The sequence below is a fragment of the Paenibacillus arenosi genome (assembly GCF_014841135.1).
Taxonomy (GTDB): domain Bacteria; phylum Bacillota; class Bacilli; order Paenibacillales; family Paenibacillaceae; genus Paenibacillus_B; species Paenibacillus_B arenosi.
The window spans coordinates 341,919-355,148 of record NZ_JACYTN010000002.1; the positions used below are offsets into that span (position 1 = coordinate 341,919).

10 protein-coding genes are annotated in these 13,230 nt (G+C 43.2%); 1 reads left to right on the forward strand and 9 read right to left on the reverse strand.

What is annotated here, in order from left to right; translation table 11 throughout:
- Nucleotides 1-148 precede the first annotated feature (148 nt).
- The 5 genes from asnS to IFO66_RS04595 all read right to left on the reverse strand — a co-directional run bounded on the left by asnS (nt 149) and on the right by IFO66_RS04595 (nt 5,756).
- Nucleotides 149-1,444 (reverse strand): asparagine--tRNA ligase, encoded by a 1,296-nt coding sequence (gene asnS / locus IFO66_RS04575; protein ID WP_192023991.1) that lies wholly within the window; start codon nt 1,442-1,444, stop codon nt 149-151.
- Between the two features lie 41 nt (nt 1,445-1,485).
- Nucleotides 1,486-2,691: an acetate/propionate family kinase gene (locus tag IFO66_RS04580; RefSeq protein WP_192023992.1), complete on the reverse strand. Its 1,206-nt coding sequence runs from the start codon at nt 2,689-2,691 to the stop codon at nt 1,486-1,488.
- Entirely contained in the window at nt 2,688-3,560 is an 873-nt protein-coding gene (locus IFO66_RS04585) for a 3-hydroxyacyl-CoA dehydrogenase family protein (protein ID WP_192023993.1), read from the reverse strand. Before IFO66_RS04585 ends, IFO66_RS04580 begins: the two co-directional genes overlap by 4 nt.
- Before the next feature lie 140 nt (nt 3,561-3,700).
- Nucleotides 3,701-5,221: an AAA family ATPase gene (locus IFO66_RS04590; RefSeq protein WP_192023994.1), complete on the reverse strand. Its 1,521-nt coding sequence runs from the start codon at nt 5,219-5,221 to the stop codon at nt 3,701-3,703.
- Nucleotides 5,193-5,756, reverse strand: a complete 564-nt coding sequence (locus IFO66_RS04595; protein WP_192023995.1) for a quinolinate synthase — start codon at nt 5,754-5,756, stop codon at nt 5,193-5,195. The genes IFO66_RS04590 and IFO66_RS04595 overlap by 29 nt, the downstream gene beginning before the upstream one ends.
- A gap of 537 nt (nt 5,757-6,293) precedes the next feature.
- On the opposite strand from IFO66_RS04595, the gene IFO66_RS04600 reads away from it, so the two are divergent.
- A complete protein-coding gene (locus tag IFO66_RS04600) occupies nt 6,294-7,658 on the forward strand; it encodes a lytic polysaccharide monooxygenase (protein WP_192023996.1) in 1,365 nt (454 codons plus the stop codon).
- Nucleotides 7,659-7,756: 98 nt separating this feature from the next.
- On the opposite strand, the gene IFO66_RS04605 is transcribed toward IFO66_RS04600, so the two are convergent.
- The 4 genes from IFO66_RS04605 to dinG all read right to left on the reverse strand — a co-directional run bounded on the left by IFO66_RS04605 (nt 7,757) and on the right by dinG (nt 13,197).
- Nucleotides 7,757-8,296 (reverse strand): cell wall elongation regulator TseB-like domain-containing protein, encoded by a 540-nt coding sequence (locus IFO66_RS04605; RefSeq protein WP_192023997.1) that lies wholly within the window; start codon nt 8,294-8,296, stop codon nt 7,757-7,759.
- A 10-nt stretch (nt 8,297-8,306) separates the two neighbouring features.
- Complete coding sequence (locus tag IFO66_RS04610; protein WP_192023998.1) at nt 8,307-9,617, reverse strand: amidohydrolase; 1,311 nt, start codon at nt 9,615-9,617, stop codon at nt 8,307-8,309.
- Complete coding sequence (locus tag IFO66_RS04615; RefSeq protein WP_192023999.1) at nt 9,592-10,260, reverse strand: redox-sensing transcriptional repressor Rex; 669 nt, start codon at nt 10,258-10,260, stop codon at nt 9,592-9,594. Before IFO66_RS04615 ends, IFO66_RS04610 begins: the two co-directional genes overlap by 26 nt.
- Nucleotides 10,261-10,341: 81 nt before the next feature.
- Entirely contained in the window at nt 10,342-13,197 is a 2,856-nt protein-coding gene (gene dinG, locus IFO66_RS04620) for an ATP-dependent DNA helicase DinG (protein ID WP_192024267.1), read from the reverse strand.
- Nucleotides 13,198-13,230 lie beyond the last annotated feature (33 nt).

The following is a 13,230-nucleotide window of genomic DNA, read 5'->3' on the forward strand; positions in this document are numbered from 1 at the left end:
AACCATCTATAACTTCAAGGTGGCGATCTGTAAAGACTTCCACCTTTGTCTTATTGTCTCATAATTTGCTCACTTTTGTCATGGAAAAGACAATACATCCCGTACCACAAAAGTAGTACGGGATGTATGGAACCATCTTATTAAGATGTTATGGATACAAACGATATAACGTACGTGGGAAAGCAATTGTCTCACGAACATGATCAAGACCACAGATCCAAGCGACTGTACGCTCCAGTCCAAGTCCGAATCCTGAGTGAGGAACCGTTCCGTATTTACGAAGATCCATGTACCATTGGTACGCTTCCGTAGATAATTCATGCTCACGGAAACGCTCTTCCATAAGAGCTGGATCGTCGATACGCTGGGATCCACCGATAATCTCTCCGTATCCTTCTGGTGCGATCATGTCTGCACAGAGCACAACATCAGGACGATTCGGATCTGGCTTCATATAGAATGCCTTAATTGTCGTTGGATAATGTGTAATAAATACTGGTGTCTCATATTTCTCAGCGATAGCTGTTTCGTGAGGAGCACCGAAATCTTCACCCCATGGAATATCGAAGCCTTGCTCTTGCAAGAATGCAATCGCATCATCATAAGTGATACGTGGGAATGGAGCTACAACTTTTTCAAGCTTGGAAACGTCGCGTCCCAAAGTCTCCAACTCCGCACGACAGTTCTTCAATACCGTTTGAACGACATAAGAAACGAACTGTTCTTGAACACGAAGGTTCTCTTCATGATCAACGAACGCCATCTCAGGCTCAATCATCCAGAACTCGATCAAGTGACGACGAGTCTTCGACTTCTCTGCACGGAACGTTGGACCGAAGGAATATACTTTACCTAGAGCCATTGCTGCTGCTTCCATGTAGAGCTGACCACTTTGAGTAAGGAACGCATCCTCTTCAAAGTATTTCGTATGGAACAAGTTCGTCGTACCTTCACAAGATGAAGGTGTCAAGATTGGCGGATCAACTAGTGCGAAACCGCGATCATCGAAAAATTGCTGAACCGCACGAATAATTTCAGCACGTACTGTTAAAATAGCACGCTGCTTCGGCGCACGAATCCAAAGGTGACGGTGATCCATCAAGAAGTCAACACCGTGCTCCTTCGGCGTAATTGGATAATCTTCCGTAATCTGAATAATTTCGATTCCTGTTACAGTCATCTCGTATCCAGACTTGGAGCGCTCTTCTGCACGAATCATTCCTGTTACGTACAAAGAACTTTCTTGTGTTAAGCTCTTAGCAGCTTCCCATACTTCCTCTGGCAATTCACTGCGAACTGCTACACCTTGAATATAGCCAGATCCGTCACGCAGCTGCAAAAATTGAATTTTGCCGCTGGAGCGCTTGTTATGAAGCCAGCAACCGATGCGGACTTCTTCGCCCACATGACGGCTAACTTCACGAATGACACATGTTGTTGCCATTGTCTTCGTTCTCTCCCTTATGTGCTTATGCGTTGTGCAATTTATTTCACGTTGCCAGCAAGACGATACGTATCACGTGCAATCATGAGCTCTTCATTCGTAGGAATGACGAGTACCGCAATTTTAGAGTTCGGTGTTGAAATATAACGAGGCTCTTTAGAGCGGATTTTATTTAACTCTTGGTCAATTTCAACGCCCAAGAATGTTAATTTCTCACACACACGTTGGCGAACTGTAGCCGAGTTCTCACCTACACCCGCTGTAAATACGATTACGTCTGCTCCGTCCATAGCCGCTGCATAAGCACCGATATATTTGCGGATACGATATTCGTACATTTCAAATGCCAATGTTGCATTTGGTTCCCCATTTTGCATGCCTTCTTCGATCTCACGCATATCGCTGGATGTACCAGAGATCGCTTGCAAACCACTGTGCTTATTCAACATAGAGTTTACTTCATTTACAGTAAGGTCTTCTTTGCTCATTGTATATGGCACAATTGCTGGGTCCAAGTCACCAGAGCGAGTACCCATCATTAGACCCTCAAGCGGTGTCATACCCATTGTTGTATCCACAGACTTGCCGCCCTCAACTGCAGTCAAGCTGCCGCCGTTACCGATGTGACAAGTAATAATCTTAAGGTCTTCAAGCGGACGATTCACAACTGCCGCAGCTTGCTTACTTACGTAGTCATGAGACGTACCGTGGAAACCATAGCGGCGAATTTTATGTTTTTTGTAAAGTACTTGCGGAATCGCATACATATAAGATCTTGCTGGCATGGATTGGTGGAATGCCGTATCAAATACACATACTTGTGGAACATTCGGCATATTCAATTCTGCTGCTTTAATACCCATCATACACGCTGGGTTATGAAGCGGTGCCAAGTCGAATAGACGACGAATTTCTGCTTTCACTTCAGAAGTTACAAGTACAGAACCTTTGAATGTTTCACCACCGTGAACGACACGATGTCCAACAGCTTCGATCTCATCAATGGACTTCACTACACCAACTTCAGCGTCTGTCAACTTGTCCAACACTTTGCGAATGGCAGTCGTGTGGTCAAGGATTTCGCTTACTTCAGACGTCTCGTCTGTATGATGAGGCTCATGAACGAGAATAGATGAATCCATGCCAATACGCTCAACGCGACCACTCGCTAGAGCTGTTTCACTTGACATATCATATACTTGGTATTTCAACGACGAGCTTCCTGCGTTTATTACGAGAATTTTCATAGTCTATCCCCATCCTTGTCATACTTGAAAAATCCAGCGCCAGTCTTAACGCCTAGTTGATTTGCACGCACCATTTTTTTCAACAACACAGACGGACGATACTTGATATCCCCGAACTCACGGAACATGCCTTCCATCGCTGCCAATACCGAATCAAGTCCAAAGTGATCAGCCATTTCGAGCGGACCATATTGGAAATTATAACCGATCTTCATCGCATTGTCGACGTCTTCTGGTGTTGCAACACCTTCTTGAAGAACGTGAAGTGCTTCATTAATAAGCACGCAAATAAGCCGTGTAGTTACGAAACCAGGCGATTCATAAACCATAACGCCTTTCTTCTGAACAACTTCTTCCACGAAACGTTTTGTCTCAGAGAATGTTTCTTCAGACGTTTTCAAACCACGGATAATTTCAACCAAATCAATTTTGGATACCGGATAAATAAAGTGCATACCGATTACACGAGCAGGATATTTTGTCGTGCTTGCCAACTCAGTAAGGGATAATGTAGAAGTATTGCTCGCTAATATAATATTACTTGGGCAAACGCGATCAAGTTCAGCAAATACTGCTTTCTTTGCTTCAAGATCTTCAGAAATGGTCTCGATAACCATATCGCAAGCACTTAGCTCTGCCAAGTGAGTAACCTTATTAATGCGGGACAAGATTAGTTTCTTTTCGGCTTGGGTAATTGCCCATTTCTCCAACTGCTTGTCCAAGCTCAGTTCGATCATTGAGTAAGCATGGTCTAATTTCTCTGGCGTTTGCTCGACAAGCAATACATCTAGACCTTTAACAGCAAGCATTTCTGCAATGCCTTGGCCCATAGTACCGCCGCCAATGACGCCTATCTTTTTGAAAAACATGGTCTCTTCCACCTTTCATGTTGCTATGCTCTCCCGATATTGTACCCGAAGGACAGGTATCGTTATCAGCACAAATTGCATAGGTAACTAACCATATCTTATCATTTTTCATGAATATGAAGTGAAAAAACCAGTGATTTTCACACTGGTATTTTCTTACTGTCACAAAATAGACACCTAAATGCATTGCCATCAAGTCTTTCCTCTTGTAGTAGCGGCATAATAGCTTGATCGAACACGGTTCTATTCTGTTCCAACTGTTCACGAACTTTACGATGAAGCTCGTTTAATATTCGATTCATTTCCATTGTTAACTTCTCATTGGATACATGCTTTAGTCTCACAATTCCTAGCTCAGTAAGCCCTGCATTAACCATCGTTTCTACAATATTCAAAGCTTGGTCGAAGTCTCCTTGAGAACCAGTAGACCGATCTCCGTAAAACATTTCTTCTGCTACAGCTCCACCTAAAGCAATCATAATCTGCTCTTCCAAAAAAGGCTTTGTATAAATATAACGATCCTGCTGCGGTTGATGTCGTACATAACCAAGTGCTTGACCACGCGGACTTAGTGAAATTTGAGATACACTCCCTGGGCGTACTGCCTCGGCAGCAATGGCATGTCCAAGTTCGTGTACAGCTACTCGGAAGCGCTCATCCTGCGCAGTTTCACGATCTGTTTTTTCGCCCATCATGACTTTATCAATCGCTTGCGTAAGATGCCTCATTTGAATCTGCTCATTAGCTTCACGCATAGCATAGATCGCACCTTCGTTCAGAACGCTTTCCAATTGTGCCCCAGAGAAACCGAATGTTTCTTCAGCAATACGTTCTACATTAACATCATCAGCCATCGGTTTATTTTTTGCATGCAACTGCAAAATATGTGTACGACCACTTTTATCAGGTAGATCCACTTGAATATGTCGATCAAATCGACCTGGGCGTAACAAAGCTGAATCTAGCATTTCTTTGCGATTCGTTGCTGCGATAATCAAGATTTGCGGATTCTCACTGCCGTACAATCCATCCATCTCCGTCAAAAGCTGATTCAACGTTTGATCGTATTCCCGCTGCTGCCCACCGTCTCGCTTACCTCCAATGACATCAATTTCATCAATAAAGATGACAGCACTTTCTTTCTTCGCTTTCTTAGCTTGCTGTCGTGCTTCCTTGAATAATTCGCGAATACGCCCTGCTCCAACACCGACGTACATCTCGACGAATTCACTTCCTGAGGCACCTAAAAATACAGCATCAGCATAGTTTGCAGCAGCCTTAGCCATTAACGTCTTCCCTGTCCCGGGTGGACCTGTTAACAGCAACCCTTTAAGGGGTCGAATCCCGAACTTACGTATGTCTTCCTTTTTCACAAGAAAATCCAACGCTTCAATGAGTTCTTGCTTGGCACGATCTTGCCCACCAATATGTTGAAAGCCAATTGACTTATCTGTCAACGCACCTGACTTTGCGCGAGGAGTACTTCCTTCATATCGGCTCATTACTTGACCTCTACGCTTCGCAATGACTGCGAGTAATCCAATCGCAACAGCCGCAAAAACAACAGGCCACACATTAACTCCAATGTAAGCCAAAAGTGCTAGTAACGGAACTAATATGCCAACCCCGATCTCAAGCCATCGTTTTGTTCGATTGTTCATTTGGCCACACCCCCATAGACTCCCCATTGAGCGGCAGCAGCAGCACTTTACTTCCTTTTCCCTTCTCTGCTGTCAGTGTCACATAGACATACTCATTATCCATTTCCGTCTTTACGGCTACTCCGCTTCCCTCGGCTAGTTTATTCAACTGAATAGGGATATCACCGTAGCTGCGATGCGCCATCGCCTCCGTCACTGGAAATAACGCTTGTGACCACCAACGTTCAAGTTCTGGAGTTGTATGCTCATTATTGATTTTTATAGAAATATTACGCTTATCTAGTTCATTATCAGCCTGTCGTTTTACTTCTTGTACAACAGTACGTACGTCAGCTGCTGGATCTAAAGAAAGCTCTACAGTAACTTGCTTAGGCCCCCACACGACTTTCGCTTGCTGAACAGTATCTATTTGTTGAATGGTTGATTGCAATGGTGTCTCAATCATTTGATGACGATAAAAAGACCAACCGCCGAACAAAACAATCGAACTGACCGCCATTGTCGCAACCAAGGCTGCCCAACGTTTATTTTGCATGATCTTCACTCCTTTATAGGGATTGATGAACCTTCGACGGTATTAATAGTTATACAAAGTGTATAGATAAAAGTATATCACATTGATATATCATCATTTGAATGTAATGATTGGATCTTCGATTTCAAATGCTTTTGTCAAAATCTATCTGAAATCGTTTACATTAGTCGAAGTTTCGTTTATACTTCAACTTACCAAATGTAATAGATTGACAATGAAGTCGATCACATTTCATAATTCCTCAAATTTCAACACGATCTCTCACACCTAGACCACAACACTCATTTCTATTTCTAAATCGCTTTTTATTTCATTGATCCGTACTCTATCTTAACGACCAGCTGTTGTTGTACACGGTATAAGCTCACATTGAGTTTATATAGATTTATTACACCTTTACATAGAGGAGTTGATAGCGGTAAACCGAGAGAAAAACCATATTGTATTGCCAAGGATTTAGCGAGGAGGTTCTGACGTTCTGTTTCGGATGCTGTAGCTGTAATGAAAAATGCAAACACATAATTTAGGAGGTAATTGATGATGCAATTACGTTTATCCAATCCTGTACTCAGCAAGCTTTTGGTTGCTACTGGTGTTACCGTGCTAGTGACAGCTTGCACGCTTATGTTCGCTGATAAAGTTTCCGCTCATGGTTATGTACTAGATCCAAAGAGCCGTACTAGCTTGTGTAATACAGGCGTTAATACGAACTGTGGAGCTATTCAATATGAGCCACAAAGCCTTGAAGGACCTAAAGGTTTCCCGGCAGCTGGTCCTGCTGATGGCAAGCTTGCAAGTGCTGCAGACCCTAGATTCTCTGCAATGGACGCGCAATCTGCTACTCGTTGGTCCAAAGTCAATTTGACTGGTGGTCCTACAACTTTCGCTTGGAAAAAGACTGCTAACCATGCGACAACGAACTGGAAATACTACCTTACTAAACCGAACTGGAATCCAAACGCAGTATTGACTCGCGATTCCTTTAACTTAACTCCTTTCTGTACAGCTGATGGCGGCGGCAAACAACCACCAAAAGATTTCTCTCACAGCTGTAACGTTCCAACAGATCGTACTGGATACCATGTAATCCTTGCTGTTTGGGAAATTGCTGATACACCTAACGCATTCTATAACGTTATCGATGTAAACTTCGGTGGCCAAGCACCAACAGATACAGTTGCTCCAACTGCACCTGCAAGCTTAAGCGCTACTGGCACAACGACAACTAGCGTATCCCTTGCTTGGAATGCTGCTTCTGACAATGTTGGTGTTACTGGTTACCAAATTTTTAACGGCTCTACATTGATCGGTTCTGTATCTGGCACTACGTTAAACTACACAGCTGCTGGATTAACTTCGAATACGGCTTACACATTTACAGTGAAAGCTGTAGACGCTGCAGGCAATGTATCTGCAGCTAGCAATGCAGTAAGCGCTACAACTGCTCCTGTTGCAAATGATACAACTGCTCCAACTGCTCCAACTTATTTGCACAAAATGGCTGTTACAACTAATAGTGTATCCTTGATGTGGACAGAATCCACTGACAACGTAGGCGTAACGGGCTACCAAATCTACAACGGCAACACACTAGTTGCAACAGTTCCTGGTACTGCAATCGAGTATAACGTAACAGGTCTAACTGCAAATACAGCATACTCTTTCAAAGTTCGTGCTATCGATGCAGCTGGAAACGTTTCCGCTGACAGCAACATTTTAACGGTCACGACTTCTGCTGGCACTGGAACTCCAGGTACTGCACCTGTGTGGGCAGCTAACACTGCTTATGCGGTAGGTGCAGAAGTGACGTACAACAATGTTACTTACGTGTGCCGTCTTGCACACACTTCTCTTACTGGCTGGGAGCCAACAAATGCAGCAGCATTATGGCAAGTAAAATAATTTATACAAATTATTCGACGAAGGAGAGCTATGTAGCTCTCCTTTTTCATAGCAAAAAAAGCGTAAACGTTCACTCACATGAACGCTTACGCTTATACCTATTGGTTAGGCATTGGATATCCTTCACCTATGCGCTGACCATTATCGAAACGGAAGAAGTGATAATAGTGCCGATTGTTCCCTTCCTCATCTTTTCGATTGACGAACGCTTGGTATACGAATTCACCGTCTTTGATACCAGGTGTAATCTGCTTAATATCCGCATCCGGATAGGTAGACAGAAGTTGATTCGAGATATATGCTTTATCTACCCCATCAGCTGCTCGTTTCACATCTACCTTTTCTTTACCTACCCAAATGATCTGGTTTGTATTTGCTGCATCTTTCCCTCGAATGACGTAAGTCGTATCATACCAAACAAACTTGTCTACCTCATCAATACTCACAAGTTGAACCGTTTCATTTGCTCTTTGTATCGCGGCCGCTTCTTTCACGTCTTCCTCACGATTCACCGAGTTCAAAACATACACCAAAAGAATAACAATCAACACCAACGCTAGTATTACACCAGATACGACCCAACGCCAACGTGGGTTACGATTGCGTCGTGGTCGACTTCTAGTCATATGAAGATCCATCTACTGCCTCCTAGCGTTCAAGCAAGTTTCGGAAGCATTGTTCCGCTTCATGCTTAATACGCTCTTCATCCATTGTCAAGCACTCACCATTTTTAACAACTTGGTTGCCGTCCACCCATACGTGCTGAACGTCTTTAGCGCTAGCGGAGTACACCATATGAGATACGAGATCCGTATGCGGATATAGATGCGGCTGGTCAATATTGACTGCAATAAAGTCAGCCTTCATCCCAGCTTGCAACAAACCTACATCATTCATATGAAGCGTACGAGCTCCATTCACAGTAGCCATTCTCATTGCATCAGCGGCAGGAACTGCTGTTGGATCACCAGACACCCCTTTATGTATAAGGGCAGCTAAACGCATTTCTTCGAACATGTCCAAGTTGTTGTTGCTGGCAGCACCATCAGTACCAAGAGATACGACCACTCCAGCTCGCTGCAATTCAACGACACGGGCAATACCGCTTGCCAATTTGAGATTACTTCCTGGATTATGAGAAACACCGACATTGTACTTCGCCAATGTTGCGATTTCTTCATCATTCAAATGTACGCCATGTGCAATAAAGGAAGGTCGACTAAACAAACCGAGTTTCTCCAAATGAGCTACTGGACGTAGTCCGTATTCCTTGACGTTTTGCTCTACTTCAGCTGCTGTCTCAGACATATGTGTATGAAGCATTAAGTCTAGCTCATGTGCAGCCTCTACAAATTTTTCAATAAATGCAGGCGGACATGTATATGGAGCATGCGGTGCAAGCAACGTTGTAATTCTACCATTTGCTTGTCCATTCCAGTCTTTCGCTAACTGTACAGCTTCGTTCAACTTCATAAGTTGTACTTCTTCACTGCACAATCCAATCGCACCGCGCATCAAAGCAGCGCGAATACCAGACTCTTCACTTACTTTTGCAACTTGGTCCATATGATCATACATATCAACGAAGAGCGTAGTTCCACCTTTAAGCATTTCGATCACAGATAATGCAGTACCCCAATATACATCGTTACCCGTAAACTTAGCTTCCATAGGCCACATTTTTTCTTGCAGCCAGCTTTGGAGAACCATATCGTCCCCATATCCACGGAGCAGCGACATCGCAGCATGACCATGTGTATTAATTAAGCCTGGCATGAAGAACAGGCCTTTGCCATCTATATATTCAACTTCACCTTGTTCATAGGCTTCAGGAAGTGTTTCGCCAATATAAACAATACGATCTTGTTCTACAACCATATAACCTTTACTTGTAGTGTGAGCTGCACCTTCTTGCAGTTGTGCAAATAATCCGTTACGTATGATCAATCGTTGTGTCATTCGTTACAACATCCTTTCCTTCATTAGGTAAATAATAAGCCAAGCTAAACAAATCTGTTGAGAAGTCAGCTGTATGCACACGTACATGTGCAGGCACCTTCAAAATAACCGGAGCAAAGTTTAGAATAGCCTCTACACCAGCCTCAACAAAACGATCAGCTACCTGCTGCGCCTCTAATGCAGGTACAGTAATAATGCCGATACGAATGTTATTTGCCTCTACACTCTCTTTCAGATCCTCCATAGGCTGAACCTGAAGATCACGAATAGCAGTTTCTATTTTCGCGGGGAATGCATCAAATACGGCAACAATTTTCATATTGTCATTTAAAAAACCAGAATAGTTGCATAATGCTTGTCCAAGCTTACCTGCTCCAACAAGAGCAACATTAATTTGTTGATCCAGCTTAAGTATATGTCGAATCTGCTCAATTAGATAAGAAACGTCATAACCGATCCCTTTTCTGCCGAAATCACCAAAATAAGCTAAATCCTTTCGAATTTGGGCTGGGTTAAGATCTAGTTTCTGTCCCAAATCCTGAGACGATATGGTTAGTACTTCACTTTGTTTTAGTTCTTTTAGATGTCGCAAATAAACAGGCAGCCTGCGTACGACAGCTTCAGAAATTTTTAGTGTTTTCATATACCAGTCCCCCTTTCGTTCTCTATCAACATACCAACGCCAACTATTATTATAATAAACCTTTTGCATTTCCTCTACTGGTTACTGCTGTTCCTCTTTTAGCCACGTTTCAACTCTTGGAACAACATGCTCCGTTGCCATATGTTCCATTTTGGGTCCAGGCAGTGAATACAGAAAATGCTTCCCGTAGCTTGTTTCAATCACTCGCGTGTCGTAAATAAGCACAATTCCTTTGTCCTGTGTCGTTCGAATGAGTCGACCAAATCCTTGCTTGAATCGGATAACAGCTTGCGGAACCGAATATTTACGAAATGGATTCTGTTTGCGTCGCTTCAACAAATCGCACTTTGCTTCCACCAGCGGATGATTCGGCGGCTGGAATGGCAACCGAACAATAGCCAAACAGGTCAATGCGTCCCCAGGAATATCTACACCTTCCCAGAAGCTGCTTGTGCCTAAAAGTACCGATGCTGATTGCTCTTGAAAACGACGTGTAAGTTTGCTTCGATTACCACTATCCATACCTTGACCGAGAACTTGAATGCCATGAAGCTTCAAATGTTCTTTCAAGGGCTCATATACGTCCTTGAGCATACGATAAGAAGTAAACAGTACAAGCATTCTACCTTTTGTCACTTTCGCAATTTCCGCTAAGGAAGTTGTCAAGTTGGAGTTAAAGTGAGGATCGCTTGAACCTCTTACTGTCGGAAAATCACGCGGTATAATGACTAAAGCCTGTTCACGATAGTTAAACGGAGAAGGCAATATGACTGTATTCAACCGTCCATCTCTCGCAGCATCTTTCAAACCGATCTGTTCTTCAACGAAACCGAAAGATTTGTCAACAGACAAGGTCGCAGAGGTAAGAATGACACTTTTCTTCGGTTCAAAGAAGTACCGATTAAGCGCTTCACTAACATCTACCGGTACAGCATACATGTTCATAGATTTATGTTTGTACTGCGGATTACCTTCCATCCAATAAACGGTCTCAGGATCATTGACTTGGACAAACATACGGAATTCATCTTTAACATTCGCCAAATCTTTGAGCAATCCTGTTACATCCGTAATTACACCCTGCAATTCCTCGTCATCTGCATCTTTCCATTCTTGAGTCAGCTTCTCTCCGGAACGCACGATTTCATTTAATCTTGTATGAACTTCTTGTTCCATCTCAGAAACGGTCGACCATGCCTCGGGCTTATTAGAAGATTGCAATCGTAATACAGCCTGTCCTACTTCAGCTTGACCCGCTTCTGGAGCTGGCAGCAATTGATACATAGCTTCATGCAATCGATCCCAACTGTCCTTAATCTCAACAATCTGATTCATGAGCTTATCGATACCTTCTGCCCACACCAATGATTTCTCACTTCCAGATAATCGCAATCGGGTTTGAAGCAGAACAAGGGAACCATTTTTACTATCTTTATACAAACGCACGAGCGGATGTACCAATGAGAAATATTGCACATGAACACCAAGATGCTTTCCGGCCGTCTCTTCGAAATGATGTGCCTCATCAATGACCAAATGCTCATATGCAGGCAGTAAACGATGCTCCGCAATCACATCCGTAAACAATAGAGAATGATTCGTAATGATTACATCCGATAAATTGGCACTGTTCTTCGCACGATGATAATAACAGCGCCGGAACCACGGACATGCACGATTCAAGCAAGAATCACTGTCGCTTGACACTGTATCCCAAAAATCGGGGCCTTTATGAACCAAGTGAAGCTCTTCATCATCACCATGCTCCGACTGACTTAACCAAACAACCATCTGTGCAGCTGTAATGAGATCATCACGAGCATGTACAAACTCTCTATGATTTATTTTATGTTCAAACTTTCTCAAACACAAATAATGACTGCGTCCTTTTAATACCGAAGCTTTAAATGGAACAGGCATAATCATGTCTAGCAAAGGCAAGTCCCGTTGACGTAACTGCTCCTGCAAATTGATTGTATGTGTACTAACTATTACTTTCTTTTCGTTCTTGACGCTGTGATACAAAGCTGGGAGCAAATATCCAAGTGACTTTCCTGTCCCAGTCCCTGCTTCAATCAGCAAGTGCTTGTCTTCATCCAAGCATTCCATAACTTCCTCAAACATCTGTTCTTGTGCAGAACGAGGCTCATAGTTGCTGAATCGCTGTTTGAGATTGTCTTTCACTTGATCCATAAAAGATCGGAATGAAACACCTTCTAACGCCTTATCATCCATTCCTTCGCGTGGTGGCAGCTCATCTGTCCATTCATCCATCTTAAAGCTAAGTTGACGATACGAATGCTGGTCATGACGATCATTAAATCTGGTTGCATCTTGTTCAATGCGTGCTAGCTCAGATTGCAACAACCAAGCAAGGTCATTATCCTCGTTCGCAAACAATTCAACGATACGCTGCAGCGTCAAAAGCGGAAGCTCTCGAATAGCTTCTATACAGCGAACAAATATGTGCGCGGTTGCAAGTGCATCACTATCTGCCTGATGCGGTCGCTCGTGTTCGACTCCAAATGTCTGGGCGACAGAGCCTAACTGATATGACGTTAATGATGGGAACAAGATTCGCAGCATCTCGATCGTATCCAATATGCGACCTGTAAAAGGTAAATAGCCTGTCTGCTCAAGTGCATTCCGTAGAAATTGATAATCAAATGCTACGTGATGCCCCACCAACGCCACATCACTTAATAATGGCACAAGACCTGTCATCGCTTCATCCAAGTCAGGAGCTTCAGCAACCATTTCGTCAGTAATTCCTGTTAATTGTGTAATAAACGCAGGAATCGGGATGGAAGGACGGACAAGAGTATGATACTGCTGTTCAATCGCTAGCTGTTCATTTAGCACAACGAAGCCAATCTGTATAATTTCATCGCCAGGCTGGTTACCTGTCGTTTCAAAGTCCAATACGGCAAATCTCATCATTTACATATTCCTCTCGCCCAATTCTGTTTA